Annotated in this window: 15 protein-coding genes; 11 read left to right on the forward strand and 4 right to left on the reverse strand. The window is 69.1% G+C overall.

The genetic code is table 11. From position 1 onward, the window contains the following. Window positions 1-54: 54 nt before the first annotated feature. Window positions 55-780: a CPBP family intramembrane glutamic endopeptidase gene (locus ON40_RS11000; protein ID WP_051192962.1), complete on the reverse strand. Its 726-nt coding sequence runs from the start codon at window positions 778-780 to the stop codon at window positions 55-57. A 93-nt stretch (window positions 781-873) separates the two neighbouring features. On the opposite strand from ON40_RS11000, the gene ON40_RS51780 reads away from it, so the two are divergent. After that, window positions 874-1,449 carry a TetR/AcrR family transcriptional regulator gene (locus ON40_RS51780; protein ID WP_040821253.1) on the forward strand — a complete coding sequence of 192 codons (576 nt, stop codon included), beginning with the start codon at window positions 874-876 and terminating at the stop codon, window positions 1,447-1,449. A gap of 10 nt (window positions 1,450-1,459) precedes the next feature. On the opposite strand, the gene ON40_RS11010 is transcribed toward ON40_RS51780, so the two are convergent. Beyond that, entirely contained in the window at window positions 1,460-2,632 is a 1,173-nt protein-coding gene (locus tag ON40_RS11010) for a winged helix DNA-binding domain-containing protein (RefSeq protein WP_040821255.1), read from the reverse strand. 242 nt (window positions 2,633-2,874) lie between these two features. On the opposite strand from ON40_RS11010, the gene ON40_RS11015 reads away from it, so the two are divergent. Beyond that, on the forward strand, window positions 2,875-4,431 hold the full coding sequence (locus ON40_RS11015) for a serine/threonine-protein kinase (protein WP_040821258.1): 1,557 nt from the start codon (window positions 2,875-2,877) through the stop codon (window positions 4,429-4,431). Between the two features lie 104 nt (window positions 4,432-4,535). Continuing rightward, window positions 4,536-5,123, forward strand: coding sequence for a maleylpyruvate isomerase family mycothiol-dependent enzyme (locus ON40_RS11020; RefSeq protein WP_040821506.1), 588 nt, complete (start codon window positions 4,536-4,538; stop codon window positions 5,121-5,123). A 127-nt stretch (window positions 5,124-5,250) separates the two neighbouring features. On the opposite strand, the gene ON40_RS11025 is transcribed toward ON40_RS11020, so the two are convergent. After that, the gene (locus ON40_RS11025) at window positions 5,251-5,652 is read right to left on the reverse strand and encodes a PPOX class F420-dependent oxidoreductase (RefSeq protein WP_040821261.1); all 402 of its coding nucleotides are present in this window, start codon (window positions 5,650-5,652) and stop codon (window positions 5,251-5,253) included. A 193-nt stretch (window positions 5,653-5,845) separates the two neighbouring features. On the opposite strand from ON40_RS11025, the gene hisD reads away from it, so the two are divergent. The 5 genes from hisD (at window position 5,846) to ON40_RS55450 (ending at window position 9,931) form a co-directional block, all read left to right on the forward strand. Beyond that, entirely contained in the window at window positions 5,846-7,183 is a 1,338-nt protein-coding gene (gene hisD / locus ON40_RS11030) for a histidinol dehydrogenase (protein WP_040821264.1), read from the forward strand. Window positions 7,184-7,188: 5 nt separating this feature from the next. Then, complete coding sequence (locus ON40_RS11035) at window positions 7,189-8,313, forward strand: histidinol-phosphate transaminase (protein ID WP_085997696.1); 1,125 nt, start codon at window positions 7,189-7,191, stop codon at window positions 8,311-8,313. Window positions 8,314-8,375: 62 nt separating this feature from the next. Continuing rightward, window positions 8,376-9,020 (forward strand): imidazoleglycerol-phosphate dehydratase HisB, encoded by a 645-nt coding sequence (gene hisB, locus ON40_RS11040; RefSeq protein ID WP_040821509.1) that lies wholly within the window; start codon window positions 8,376-8,378, stop codon window positions 9,018-9,020. Then, a complete protein-coding gene (gene hisH / locus ON40_RS11045) occupies window positions 9,017-9,682 on the forward strand; it encodes an imidazole glycerol phosphate synthase subunit HisH (RefSeq protein ID WP_051192963.1) in 666 nt (221 codons plus the stop codon). Before hisB ends, hisH begins: the two co-directional genes overlap by 4 nt. Before the next feature lie 126 nt (window positions 9,683-9,808). After that, window positions 9,809-9,931, forward strand: a complete 123-nt coding sequence (locus ON40_RS55450) for a hypothetical protein (protein ID WP_281033021.1) — start codon at window positions 9,809-9,811, stop codon at window positions 9,929-9,931. Window positions 9,932-9,941: 10 nt separating this feature from the next. On the opposite strand, the gene ON40_RS11050 is transcribed toward ON40_RS55450, so the two are convergent. After that, the gene (locus ON40_RS11050) at window positions 9,942-10,454 is read right to left on the reverse strand and encodes a hypothetical protein (RefSeq protein ID WP_157186266.1); all 513 of its coding nucleotides are present in this window, start codon (window positions 10,452-10,454) and stop codon (window positions 9,942-9,944) included. Window positions 10,455-10,743: 289 nt separating this feature from the next. Here ON40_RS11050 and priA point away from each other — a divergent pair, with 289 nt between their 5' ends. From priA to hisF, 3 genes are read left to right on the forward strand one after another with little or no spacing between them, the layout of a single operon-like run. Then, window positions 10,744-11,475, forward strand: a complete 732-nt coding sequence (priA, locus tag ON40_RS11055; RefSeq protein ID WP_040821272.1) for a bifunctional 1-(5-phosphoribosyl)-5-((5-phosphoribosylamino)methylideneamino)imidazole-4-carboxamide isomerase/phosphoribosylanthranilate isomerase PriA — start codon at window positions 10,744-10,746, stop codon at window positions 11,473-11,475. Window positions 11,476-11,479: 4 nt separating this feature from the next. Next, window positions 11,480-12,304, forward strand: coding sequence for an inositol monophosphatase family protein (locus ON40_RS11060; RefSeq protein WP_040821514.1), 825 nt, complete (start codon window positions 11,480-11,482; stop codon window positions 12,302-12,304). Further along, window positions 12,301-13,074: an imidazole glycerol phosphate synthase subunit HisF gene (gene hisF / locus ON40_RS11065; RefSeq protein ID WP_040821274.1), complete on the forward strand. Its 774-nt coding sequence runs from the start codon at window positions 12,301-12,303 to the stop codon at window positions 13,072-13,074. The genes ON40_RS11060 and hisF overlap by 4 nt, the downstream gene beginning before the upstream one ends. Window positions 13,075-13,082: the final 8 nt, after the last annotated feature.

Genomic DNA, 13,082 nt, shown 5'->3' on the forward strand with positions numbered 1-13,082 from the left:
CTGCCCGCAGTCGGCGTCGCCACGACCCCGGACCAGGCCGGGCGGCGGTGACGGTCAGTTGGTTGCCAACGCGGCGAGCACCGGGAGCGATATGGCCAAGCCGTTGTTGACGCCGTGCACGACGACGCCCGGCCACACCGAACCCGTGCGGCGCAGCAGCAGGGCGTTGATCACGCCGACCACGAACGCCACGGGCAGCACGGGGTTGATGCCGTGCACGAGGGCGAAGATCGTGGCGCTGACCAGGACGCTGATCGGGGCTCCGTAACGGCTCAGGGCATTGGCCAGGACGCCGCGGAACAGGAATTCCTCACCGATCGGGGTGGCGACGAATCCGGTGACGGCCGTCGCGAGGTACCAGAGCATGCCGCCCGCCGCGGCGGAGTGGTAACCGGTCTGGATGTTCCGGTGGTCGCCGGTGAGGGTCTGGTAGAGCAGCGAGACGATCGCCGACAACAGGTAGGCCAGGACGCCGAATCCGATGGCGGCCAGGAGCGATCGTCCGCTCGCGCGCCGCACGCCGAACGGTGCGAGCCTGCGGATTCGCAGTAGGGCGGCGACCGCGAACGCGCCCAGGCCCATCGCCGCGGAGAGCGAGAATTCCACGACGCCCGATGCGGCGCCCGGCAGGTTCGCGTGCGTCAGATAGCAGATCACCCCCGCGTAGAGGAGCCCGTAGGCGGCGAGTCCGGCCACGATCTCGGGTCGGCCGGGACGCGGTCCGACGTGCGACGTCTCGGTCGGCATCTCGGCCGGAGCGGTGCGGGCGGTCTCGTTCATTCGATGCTCCCTGATCGGCGTTACGGCATTAGCACAGTGTGCTAGCACGATGTACCGTACACCGTGCTAGCACACTGTGCTAGTCTCGCTTTCGTGAATACGAGCAGGCGGGAGGAAATCCTCGCCGCAGCCCTGCGGCTGACCTCCGAGCATGGCGTCGGTGCGTTGAGCGTCCGATCGGTCGCGTCCGCGGCGGGTGTCGGCGCGAGCACGTTGCGGCACTACTTCCCCTCCCAGGCCGACCTGTATCGGGCCGTCGCGAGCCGGGTGGTCACCAGCGTCCTGTCCGATCTCGACATCGCCGACGACACTCGCGATCCGGCCGACCGCCTGTACGACTGCCTCGTCCAGTTCCTCCCCCGGCCCGCCGAGCAGATTCCGGCGCTGACCGGCTGGGCCGAGCTGGTCAGGGCGGCCCTCGGCGGCGATGCGGGCGTCGCACAGATCCTCGCGGTCGGGCGCGAGGCCTCACGCGCGGCGTTGCACGGCTGGCTGGATGTGCTCGCCGGTCAGGGGCATATCGCGGCGGAGGACGTGGCGGCTCACGTCGTGCGCGTACTCACCCTGGTCGATGGGCTGAACCTCGACATGTTCCTGTTCCCGGACCGCGTCGACGCGGCAGCGGCGCGAACGGCGATGCGCTGGTTCGCCGACCACATCGTGAGCTGAATTTCCCGGACTACTCGGTGAGTTCGCGTTCGAGAGGCGTCCGGAACCGGGGGATCGCGCGGACATCGCCGTACCACGCCTCGATCCGGGCAGCCTCCGCGGCAACCCTCTCTGTGGCCTCGCGGCCGATGTCCTCCAGTGCGCGCCAGACGATCTCGCCGCTGGAGCGCTGGGCCCAGCCGCCGACGACGCGCCCGCCCCACCAGGCGGTCGGGCCGACGTTGCCGTTGCCGTCGAACAGTGCCGTGCGGTGCGGGCCGAGGAACCATTCGCGTTCCTGCCAGCCCATCGGCGTCGGGTCGAGCGCGGGCAGCAGCGCCGGGCCCGGTTCGGGTTCGGGGACCGGGTCGAGATCCTCGGCGAGCAGCACGCCGGTGCCGCCGTCGAGGTCGACCTCGACGATATCCAGCTGCGCCAAGGTTTTTCGAACCTCGCCGAGCGTCCAGCCGGTCCACCACTTCAGATCCGCGACCGGCGCGGGGCCGAATGCGTGCAGCCAGCGGCGCACGAGTTCGGCGCGTGCGGAATCCGCGGACTGGGCGGGAACTCCCGCGGGCAGCCAGGATTCGATCGGTTCCCAGACGTACTGGGTGCTGCCCCAACTGCCGTTGGGGCGGCCGCGCACGATCCGGCCCTCACATCCCAGGATGAGCAGAACCCAGGTGGTGATGGCGGTGGGCTTGGAATACGGCTTGCCGGGCGCGGTGTCGACCTGCGTGCGCAGTCGCGGCACCGCCGCGCCGAGTTGTGCGCCGGTCGCGCTGCCACGGGCCAGGAGTTCGCGATGGGTTTGCTCCTCTACCTCCGCGAGCCAGGCGTCGATATCTCCGTCGACGACCTGTTCGAGATGACGCCCATAGGTGCGGCGCTGTTTGACCGCCTGTGCGTCGGCGCACGAAGCCTGCAGCGCGGGCACCAGGTCGATCGGCGCGACGAACATGGTGCGGCGCATCGCCAGCATCCGCAGCAGGGTCCGGTCGGTGTAGAGGGCCTTCTCGATCTGCGCGGGTTCCAGCTCGAGACTGCGCGCCGCGATCGATAGGAAGACCGTCGCGGGATCGGTGGCGTGCAGCACCACCAGTGAACGGGTGATCGCTGCGGCGTCGTCCACCCGGGCCGCCGCGGTGAGCCGGTGCCGCACGGCCAGGCGTGCCCGCCGCTGTGCGGCATCGATCGAACGCATGGGCGAATACTAGCGGCGCGGATCTGTGAAATCCACGACAGGGACGCCGATGATCTCGTTCCGGTTGCGCGATGATCTCCTGCGCATTGCACAGCGGTTCCACATATTTCTCGCGGATCACGCTCCGGCGTCGGCGTCGTCCGCACGGCCCGCTACACTCGTGCGGGAACACGCGTAGGTGACTGCGCGAGGTAAGTCATGGATCGCGGAGAATTCGGAGTAGTGCCATCGAAACCGGCCAAGTGATCGCAGGGCATTACCGCCTGGTCGAGCGGATTGGTAGCGGCGGCACAGGCGTCGTGTGGCGCGCCGTCGACGAGCGGCTCGAACGGTCGGTGGCGATCAAGCAGATCCTCACCCAGCCCAGTCTGCCTCCGGGTGAGAAGGAGATCGTGCGGGCGCGCGCCTCGCGCGAGGCGCGTAACGCGGCCCGGTTCCAGCACCCCAACGCGATCGTGGTCTTCGACATCACCGACCACGAGGGCGATCCCTGCCTGGTGATGGAGTACCTGCAGTCGCAGAGTCTGGCGATGGTGCTGTCCTCGCAGGGCATCCTTCCGCTGGATCAGGTGGCGCGGATCGGCGAGCAGGTGGCCTCGGCCCTGGTGGCCGCACATCGCGCCGGGATCGTGCACCGCGACGTCAAGCCGGGCAATGTGCTGCTCGGGGAGAACGGCACCGTCAAGATCACCGACTTCGGCATCTCCAAGGCCAAGGGTGATGTCGCGCTGACCGCGACCGGGCTGATCTCCGGCACCGCCGCCTACCTCGCCCCCGAGGTGGCCCGCGGTACCGACCCGACGCCCGCCGCCGACGTCTTCGCCTTGGGCGCAACGCTTTTCCACGCCCTCGAGGGTGAGCCGCCCTACGGCAGCAACCCCAACCCGCTGGCCCTGCTGTACGCGGCGGCCAACGGCCAGCTCAGCCAGCCCCGCAACGCCGGGCAGCTCACCGACCTGCTGCTGGATCTGCTCAGCTTCGAGCCCGAGGACCGGCCGAGCATGGTCGAGGTCCGCGATCAGCTGGCCGAATTCGCCGATATGGCCGATGACGCCGTGCCGACCCGCATGCTGGCCACGCACCGACCCGCGTCGCGCCGTCAGGCGACCCGCACCCTGGATCGCCGTGCCGAGCAGGCCGAGATCTCCACCGCGGAGATGATGGCGCAGGAGCCCCCGTCGGAGCCGAGTCTGCCGCCCGTGCGCCCGGCCCGATCCAACGGCCACCCGACCCGTTCGCATCCCGTGCCGACCCCCGAGCCGGAGGAGCCGGGCAACCGCCGGACCCTGCTGTTCGTCGGCGGTTTCGTGGCGGGCCTGGTGATCGTCGGTGTCGCGCTGTACCTGCTGTTCGGCGGTTCGCCGCCGAAATCCTCGTCCACGGAGGCGAATTCGACTCCGACCAGTGCGGCGGCGCAGACCACCGCGCCTTCCAGCGCGTCGCTCGGCCAGACCAAGAGCGCGGGTAAGGCCAGCGTGGGGTCCGCGGCGACCTTGATCCAGAACTTCTACAACGCCCTGGTCGGCAGCGACGGCAGCCCCAGCAGCGCGTGGAACATGTTGACTCCGGCCGCTCAGCAGGTCTACGGCAGTGAATCGGCCTTCGAGAACTACTGGACGCAGAATCCGGTGACCAAGTGGAGCTCGGTCTCCGGGGCCGGCGACGGTGCCAACGCGGACGGATCGGTCGACATGTCCGTCGGCAACGTCACCAATGCCGGACATTCCCGGTCGGTATCGCTGCGCGTGGTCGTCGGCAGCAGCGGCAAACTGCTCATCGACAGCGATACGAAGTCCTGAGCGGTGTCGGGCCTGTCGCGAATGCGCCCGATGGCGCAATCGCGCACCCTAGGGTTTGCCGTATTCGTTGTCCCGGTTAGCCTTCCACTGTGGATATACGGCAGATGCTCAGAGAGGAGCGCGCCGAACTGGTCGCGCTGCTGCGTTCGCTGAGCGACGAGGAGTGGGAGTCGCCGTCGCTGTGCGCGGGGTGGCGGGTGCGCGATGTGGTGGGGCATCTGTTGTACGACGCGATTCCGTTGCCGGAGTACGCGATGGCGGGCGTGCGCTGCCGCTTCTCTCCGGACCGGGTGAACAACACACTGGTCGACCGGACGAAGGTCCTGTCCATCGAGGAACTGCTGGACAAGCTCGAGCACAACCGCGAACACATCACGCGGTTGGTCCCGAAGGTCGGCCTGGCCGATATGTTCGTCCACCAGCAGGACATTCGCCGCCCCCTCGGATATCAACGCACCGTGCCGCCCGAGCGCCTGCGTGCGGTGCTGGCCCATCCGGATCCGTTCGCCCGGCCGGGTCGATACACCAGCGGCCTGCGATTCGTCGCGACCGATGTGGAGTGGTCGCGTGGCGTGGGTCCGGAGGTCAGTGGTCCGGGTGAGGCTTTGGCGTTGGCGATGGTCGGGCGAACCGCTGCTCTGGACGACCTGACCGGTGACGGAGTGCCGATCCTGCGCCTGCGTCACGGGTGAACCGCCCGCAGCCGCGCATGTGCGCGGGGCTCATCGAGAACAGCTGCAGCCGAACGTAATTCATCATCGCGATGACGGCCGGGTGCCGGGCCGCCGCACGGTGCGGGGCTCGGCACCCGGCGAATGCTCAGTCCCGGGTGACGGCGTATCCCGACACGTGCGTCGGGCGGATCGCCAACTTCACGCGGTCCTTCGCATCGGGCGGCACGATCGGCCCGCCGCCGTAGCGCTGGGACAGGCTGGTGTAGAGCGAGCCCTCCGGGTCGAGGTCGATGTGGTCGACCACCCCGCGAACCTCGATGTACCGGTACGGCTTGTCCGGATCGAAGATCGAGACCGAAACCCGCGGCTCGGCGGCGAGATTCCGGAACTTCTGCCGGGCATTGGTGTGGGTGAACCAGATCAACTCACCGTCCCAGACGAACCACATCGGGTTGACCTGCGGCGCTCCATCGGGCCGGGTGGTGCCCAGGCTCGCGAAAATGGGCCGCTCCAGCAGGTCGCGGGCCTTCGCGGGGATTTCGACCATCGTGCCTCGTTCCTTCGTCGGTGTTCGGTGTACGTCCGGATCGAACCACGAAGGACGCTCGACTATGCCCAGCACGCAAGCAGCCGGTCGGGCGGCGGATGGCTCGCGGCGCGGACCCGATAGTCTGGTATGTGGTCCGGGGCCATCCTGCCTCGGGTGTGATGACCAGCACAGACAAGGATTCCACACCGCTATGACATCCCGCATCGAGCTCGCCCGCGTCGATCTGCGCGGTCGTACTCCCACCGCCGGCGATCTGCGCACCGCGCTGCCGCGCGGGGGAGTCGACGTCGACTCGGTGCTGCATCATGTCCGGCCGGTCGTGGAGGCGATCCGCGGTCGGGGTGTCGAGGCGGCCCAGGAGTTCAGCGAGAAGTTCGACGGGGTTGTGCCCGCTTCGATCCGGGTGCCCGCCGACGAGCTGGACCGGGCGCTGACCGAACTGGACCCGGCCGTGCGCGCCGCGCTGGAGGTCGCCATCGAGCGGACCCGCAAGGTGCACGCCGATCAACGCCGCACCGACACCACGACCGAGGTGGTGCCGGGCGGCACCGTCACCGAGCGCTGGGTTCCGGTCGAGCGCGTCGGGCTGTACGTGCCCGGCGGCAACGCGGTCTACCCCTCCAGCGTCGTGATGAACGTGGTGCCCGCCCAGGCGGCCGGGGTCGGCTCGCTCGTGGTGGCCTCGCCGCCCCAGGCGCAGTTCGGCGGGCTGCCGCATCCGACCATCCTGGCCGCGGCGAAACTGCTGGGCGTGCAGGAGGTCTGGGCCGTGGGCGGCGCTCAGGCGGTCGCACTGCTGTCCTACGGCGGCACCGACACCACCGGATCCGCGCTCGAGCCCGTCGACATGATCACCGGCCCTGGCAACATCTACGTCACCGCGGCAAAACGCCTGTGCCGCGGCCTGGTCGGCATCGACGCCGAGGCCGGCCCCACCGAGATCGCCATTCTGGCCGACGCCACCGCCGATCCGGTGCACGTGGCCGCCGATCTGATCAGCCAGGCCGAACACGACGTCCTGGCCGCGAGCGTGCTGGTCACCGACAGCGCCGCACTGGCCGATGCCGTCGAGGCGGCGGTGAACGCGCAGCTCGACGTCGTCAAACACCACCACCGGGTGGCGGAGGCGTTGTCGGGCAAGCAGTCCGGCATCGTCCTGGTCGACGACGTCGCTCAGGGGCTGCGCGTGGTGGACGCCTACGCCGCCGAACACCTCGAGGTCCAGACCGCCGACGCATCCGCGGTGGCGGCCCGAGTACGCAGTGCCGGAGCGATTTTCGTCGGCGCGTGGTCACCGGTGAGCCTGGGCGACTACTGCGCCGGATCCAATCACGTCCTGCCGACGGCCGGATGCGCCCGGCACTCCTCGGGATTGAGTGTGCAGACCTTCCTGCGCGGCATCCACGTCGTGGAGTATTCCGAGGCCGCGCTGAAAGATGTTGCGGGCCATGTGGTCGCGCTGTCGAAGGCCGAGGATCTGCCCGCGCACGGCCAGGCCGTGCAGGCTCGATTCGAGGCCCTGTCGTGACGAGTGTGGCGAACATCCCGGGGTCGGCGATATCCCTGGACGATCTGCCGCTGCGGGAGAACCTGCGTGGTAAATCCCCGTACGGCGCACCGCAGTTGACCGTGCCGGTCCAACTGAACACCAACGAGAATCCGCATCCGCCCAGCCGGGCGCTGGTCGAGGACGTCGCCGAATCGATCCGGGCCGCGGCGGCGGATCTGCATCGCTATCCGGACCGCGACGCGATCGCGCTGCGCACCGATCTGGCCGCCTACCTGACCCGGCAGACCGGCGTCGCCCTGGACGTGTCGAACGTGTGGGCCGCCAACGGCTCCAACGAGGTGCTGCAGCAGCTGTTGCAGGCATTCGGCGGAGCCGGCCGCAGCGCAATGGGTTTCGTGCCGTCGTATTCGATGCACCCGATCATCTCCGAGGGGATCGACACCGAATGGGTGGCGGCCAAGCGTGACGCCGATTTCACCCTGGACATCGACTACGCGCTCGCGCACATCGCCGAACGTCGTCCCGATGTGGTGTTCGTGACGAGTCCGAACAATCCGACCGGGCACAGCATCGCCCAGGCGGATCTGGTCCGCATCCTCGAGACGGCGCCGGGCATGGTCATCGTCGACGAGGCGTACGCCGAGTTCTCCGGCGCCCCCAGCGCGATCGAGCTGATCGATCGGTTCCCGGCCAAGCTGGTGGTCAGCCGGACGATGTCCAAGGCGTTCGCCTTCGCCGGTGGCCGCCTCGGCTATATGGCCGCCGCACCCGCGGTGATCGACGCGATGTTGCTGGTACGCCTGCCGTATCACCTGTCGGTGGTCACTCAGGCGGCCGCGCGGGCGGCCCTGCGGCACGCCGACGAAACCCTGGCCAGCGTCGCGGAATTGGCGGTGCAGCGCGATCGGGTTGCGAAAGCGCTGGGGGAGATGGGATTCCGCGTCGCGCCGAGCGATGCCAACTTCCTGCTGTTCGGCCCCTTCGCCGATGCGCCGCGCGCCTGGCAGCGGTACCTGGACGAGGGCGTGCTGATTCGCGACGTCGGCATTCCCGGGCATCTGCGCGTCACCATCGGCCTCACCGCCGAGAACGACGAATTCCTGCGCGTCAGTGAGCTTCTGGCGGCCAGCGAGCGGGTGGTCCCGTGACCGCGAACACCGATACGGCCGCCGACACGTCGGCCGAGACCAATCCCCAGGCGAGAGCGAGTATGCACCGAACCGCGCGGGTGGAGCGCACCACCAAGGAGTCCAGCATCGTCGTCGAGTTGGATCTCGACGGAACCGGCCGCACCGAGATCTCCACGGGCGTCCCCTTCTACGACCACATGCTGACCGCACTGGGCGCGCACGCCAGTTTCGATCTGACCGTGCGTTCGCAGGGCGATATCGAGATCGAGGCGCACCACACCGTCGAGGACACCGCGATCGTGCTCGGGCAGGCGCTCGGGCAGGCGCTGGGCGACAAGAAGGGCATCCGGCGCTTCGGCGACGCGTTCATCCCGATGGACGAGACGCTGGCGCATGCGGTCGTGGACGTGTCCGGGCGGCCCTACTGCGTGCACACCGGCGAGCCGGATCACCTGCTGCACACGATCATTCCCGGTTCGGCGAGCTCCGGTCCGGCGGGTTCGGCGCTGCGTCCCGGCGCGCCGTACTCCACCGTGCTGAATCGGCACGTGTTCGAATCCATCGCACTCAACGCACGCATCGCACTGCACGTGCGGGTGCTGTACGGCCGCGACCAGCATCACGTCACCGAGGCCGAATTCAAGGCTGTGGCACGGGCATTGCGTGCCGCGGTCGAATTCGACGCGCGGGTCAGCGGTGTGCCCTCGACGAAGGGGACGCTGTGACGGTATATCCGGGGCGCTCGGCAGGCGCCGCGCCCAGTGTCGCGCTGTTGGACTACGGCTCGGGCAACCTGCATTCGGCCAACCGCGCGCTGATCCGCGCCGGCGCCGAGGTCACCGTCACGGCCGATCCCGAAATCGCCTTGGCCGCCGACGGTTTGGTTGTTCCCGGCGTGGGAGCTTTCGCCGCCTGTATGGCCGGACTGCGTGCGGTGCGCGGTGAACGCATCATCGGCAAACGTCTCGCGGGCGGTCGGCCGGTACTGGGTATCTGCGTCGGCATGCAGATCCTGTTCGAGCGCGGCGTGGAATTCGGCGTGGAGACCGAGGGCTGCGCGGAGTGGCCCGGCACGGTCGAGCAGCTGCCCGCGCCGGTCCTGCCGCACATGGGCTGGAACACCGTGCGCACCCCCGCGGACAGCGTGCTGTTCGCGGGAATGGACGAGCAGACCCGGTTCTACTTCGTGCACTCCTACGCCGCGCAGAAGTGGGCCTGGAACGACGCGGACACCGCGATTCCCGCCGCGAAGCTCACCTGGGCCGAACACGGCGGACCGTTCCTGGCCGCGGTCGAGAACGGCCCGCTCAGCGCGACCCAGTTCCATCCGGAGAAATCCGGCGACGCCGGTGCGCTACTGCTGCGCAACTGGGTGAACTCGCTGTAGTCCACGGTCCGGGTCGTAGGTTCGCCGAGGAATTGCGGTTAGGGTCGAACCCGGTCGGGACCATGCGGCGAAAGGGACTGCTGTGCGTGAGCTCGAGAGCAATTCCGGCGCGGGCGCGGTGACATCGTGAACGCTCTGGCCGCGGCATTCGACCTGCCGATGTGGCTGGGGTACATCAACACCGGCTCGGCGGGGATTCCGCTGCTGAGCGGGTCTGCGTCCGGTTCGGCGGCGGCCGGATCCAGTTAGCGGATCCGGCTCAGTCCGGCGGCACCGGGTCGACGCGTTCGGCCAGCCAGCGGCCGCCGACGTTGTCCAGGCTCACGTGCATCACCGTGCGTCCGGGGCGGGGCAGACCGAAGGTCGCGTCGCTGCGCGTGGTCTGGTCCACCGACACCACCATCTGCGCGTGGCCGGGGTCGGCGGTCTGGGTGCTGCACTCCACCGACACCACATCGGAGGAGGTGTGTGACCCGACCACCCGATTGCGCCGGTCCGTGCTGGAGTTCTGGAAATCCGCGTGGAACGTGCCGGTGGAGTTGTCCAGGACGCGCTGGTTGTAGGCGTCGTAGTCGGTGAACGTGTAGGTCGTGAGCTGGCGGCCGAATTCGCACGCGGCCATCTGCGCCGGATCGGTCGGATCGGCGGCGGCGGGGCCGGCCAGCAGACCGCTCACGGGGATCACGCTGATACCCGATGCGGCCAGTGCGACCATGCCGATTCCCGTGGCCGGTCGTGGCAGGCCCCTGTGTCGCAGCGTTCTCCGGGACATACCGCACCCCTTGTTGCTCGACAATGCTTGCGAACCCGTGTCCTCGCCCCGTGCAATGACACGCGCCCATTTCATATTGCCCAACGAGCGGCTCGGCAAACCTGATCAGCGGTCCAGTTCGCCTCGCGGGCATGTCGTCGAACTCGCGGTGCGCCGCCGCGACGAGGCGGGTGCTGCGCCGTCGCACGGGCCGTGCCCGGCCGCGTTCGAAGTCCGGTCGACAGCCCCGGGCCTGCGGCGGGTCCGGCCCGGAGCCCGGAGCAGCACGGTTGCCCAGTAGGCTACTGCCGTGAATCTTGTGCTGCTTCCCGCCGTCGATGTTGCCAATGGTGAGGCCGTTCGCCTGGTCCAGGGGGAGGCGGGCAGTGAGACGAGTTACGGATCGCCGCGCGAGGCCGCGCTGGCCTGGCAGACCGCCGGCGCCGAATGGGTCCATCTGGTCGACCTGGACGCCGCCTTCGGGCGCGGCTCCAACCGGGACCTGATCGCCGGGGTGGTCGGCGAACTCGATGTGAAGGTCGAACTGTCCGGCGGCATCCGCGACGACGAGTCGTTGAAGGCGGTCCTGGCGACCGGATGCGCCCGGGTGAATCTGGGCACCGCCGCGCTGGAGGATCCGGCGTGGGCGGCCCGCGCGATCGGCGAATACGGCGACCGGATCGCCGTCGGCCTGGACGTGCGGCTGACCGAGGGCGAATACCGGCTGCGCGGTCGCGGCTGGGTCAGCGACGGCGGCGATCTGTGGGAGGTGCTCGAACGGCTCGAGCGCGACGGCTGTTCGCGCTACGTCGTCACGGACGTCACCAAGGACGGCACCCTGACCGGGCCGAATCTGGATCTGCTGCGCGAGGTCTGCCAGGCCACCGAGGCGCCGGTGGTCGCCTCCGGCGGCGTGTCCACACTGGACGATCTGCGCGCCATCGCCGGGCTGGTACCGGAGGGCGTCGAAGGGGCGATCGTCGGAAAAGCCTTGTACGCCGGGCGATTCACCCTGCCCGAGGCGTTGGACGCGGTGCGCTGAGGTGATGACCGCTCAACCGGACAGTCAGGCGCTGCTCGCCGTCGCGAGCGAGATATTGGATTCGGCCGCACCACGTTTCGTCCAGGGGCTCGGCGCGCCCAGCGCGGTCGAGAAGGGGCGTGGCGATTTCGCCACCGCGCTGGATCTGGAACTCGAGCGAACCCTGTCCGACGTATTGCTCGAACGCACCGGAATCGGCGTGCACGGCGAGGAATTCGGCGGCCCCTCCCTCGAATCGGGCACCGCGTGGGTGCTCGACCCGATCGACGGCACGTTCAACTACTCTGCGGGACACCCGCTCTCGGGCATCCTGTTGTCGTTGGTGCACGACGGTACGCCGGTGCTGGGCCTGACCTGGCTGCCGCTGCTGGGGCGTCGCTATGCCGCCGCGGTCGATGGTCCGCTCCTGCTGGACGGGAAACCGCTGCCGCCCTTGGCGTCCGGGACTCTCGCCGACGCCATGATCGGTTTCGGCGCGTTCAATGTGGATTCGCGCGGGCGCATTCCGGGCCGGTTCCGCTTCGACCTGCTGGGTGCGCTGAGCCGGTTGTCCGGCCGGGTGCGCATGCACGGTTCCACCGGAATCGACCTGGCCTTCACCGCATCCGGGGTACTGGGCGGCGCGGTCGTGTTCGGACATCATCCGTGGGACAACGCCGCCGGGGTCGCGCTGGTGCGTGCCGCGGGAGGAGTGGTGACCGATCTGCGCGGCGAACCGTGGACCATCACCTCGGGATCGGTGCTCGCGGCCGCGCCCGGCGTCCACGAGGAATTGCTGGAGATGATCAATACCGCGGTCGACGAGGCCGCAGGGGAGACGAACCGATGACACTGGCCGTGCGCGTGATCCCGTGCCTGGACGTCGACGCCGGACGCGTCGTGAAGGGCGTGAACTTCGAGAACCTGCGTGACGCGGGCGATCCGGTGGAACTGGCCGCCGCCTACGACGCCCAGGGCGCGGACGAACTGACCTTCCTGGACGTCACCGCCTCCACCGGCGACCGCGGCACCATGATCGATGTGGTGACCCGCACCGCCGAGCAGATCTTCATCCCGCTGACCGTCGGCGGCGGTGTGCGCACCGTGGCCGATGTGGATCGGCTGCTGCGCGCCGGTGCGGACAAGGTGTCGGTGAACACCGCCGCCATCGCGAATCCGGAGATCCTGCGGGAGATGTCCGAGCGGTTCGGCTCGCAGTGCATCGTGCTGTCGGTGGACGCCCGGACGGTGCCCGAAGGTACCGAACCCACGCCCTCGGGCTGGGAGGTCACCACGCACGGCGGTAAGCGGGGAACCGGAATCGACGCGGTCGAATGGGCCGTGCGCGGCGCCGAACTGGGCGTCGGGGAGATCCTGCTGAATTCGATGGACGCCGACGGCACCAAGGCGGGTTTCGATCTGCGGATGCTGCGCGCGGTGCGCGCGGCGGTCTCGGTGCCGGTCATCGCCAGCGGCGGTGCGGGCAAGGTCGAGGATTTCGCCCCGGCGGTGCGAGCGGGCGCCGACGCGGTGTTGGCCGCGAGCGTGTTCCACTTCGGTGACCTGACCATCACGCAGGTCAAGGACGCCATGCGCGGCGAGGGAATCACGGTCCGCTAGCGTGGACC

Source organism: Nocardia jiangxiensis NBRC 101359 (assembly GCF_000308615.1).
Taxonomy (GTDB): Bacteria; Actinomycetota; Actinomycetes; order Mycobacteriales; family Mycobacteriaceae; genus Nocardia; species Nocardia jiangxiensis.

Excerpts from the sequence above, each read along its gene's own strand:
- ON40_RS11000 (WP_051192962.1), bottom strand. The coding sequence starts at position 780 with ATGAACGAGACCGCCCGCACCGCTCCGGCCGAGATGCCGACCGAGACG.
- ON40_RS11010 (WP_040821255.1), bottom strand. The coding sequence starts at position 2,632 with ATGCGTTCGATCGATGCCGCACAGCGGCGGGCACGCCTGGCCGTGCGG.
- ON40_RS11020 (WP_040821506.1), top strand. The coding sequence starts at position 4,536 with ATGCTCAGAGAGGAGCGCGCCGAACTGGTCGCGCTGCTGCGTTCGCTG.
- ON40_RS11025 (WP_040821261.1), bottom strand. The coding sequence starts at position 5,652 with ATGGTCGAAATCCCCGCGAAGGCCCGCGACCTGCTGGAGCGGCCCATT.
- hisD (WP_040821264.1), top strand. The coding sequence starts at position 5,846 with ATGACATCCCGCATCGAGCTCGCCCGCGTCGATCTGCGCGGTCGTACT.
- hisB (WP_040821509.1), top strand. The coding sequence starts at position 8,376 with ATGCACCGAACCGCGCGGGTGGAGCGCACCACCAAGGAGTCCAGCATC.
- ON40_RS11050 (WP_157186266.1), bottom strand. The coding sequence starts at position 10,454 with ATGTCCCGGAGAACGCTGCGACACAGGGGCCTGCCACGACCGGCCACG.
- ON40_RS11060 (WP_040821514.1), top strand. The coding sequence starts at position 11,480 with ATGACCGCTCAACCGGACAGTCAGGCGCTGCTCGCCGTCGCGAGCGAG.
- hisF (WP_040821274.1), top strand. The coding sequence starts at position 12,301 with ATGACACTGGCCGTGCGCGTGATCCCGTGCCTGGACGTCGACGCCGGA.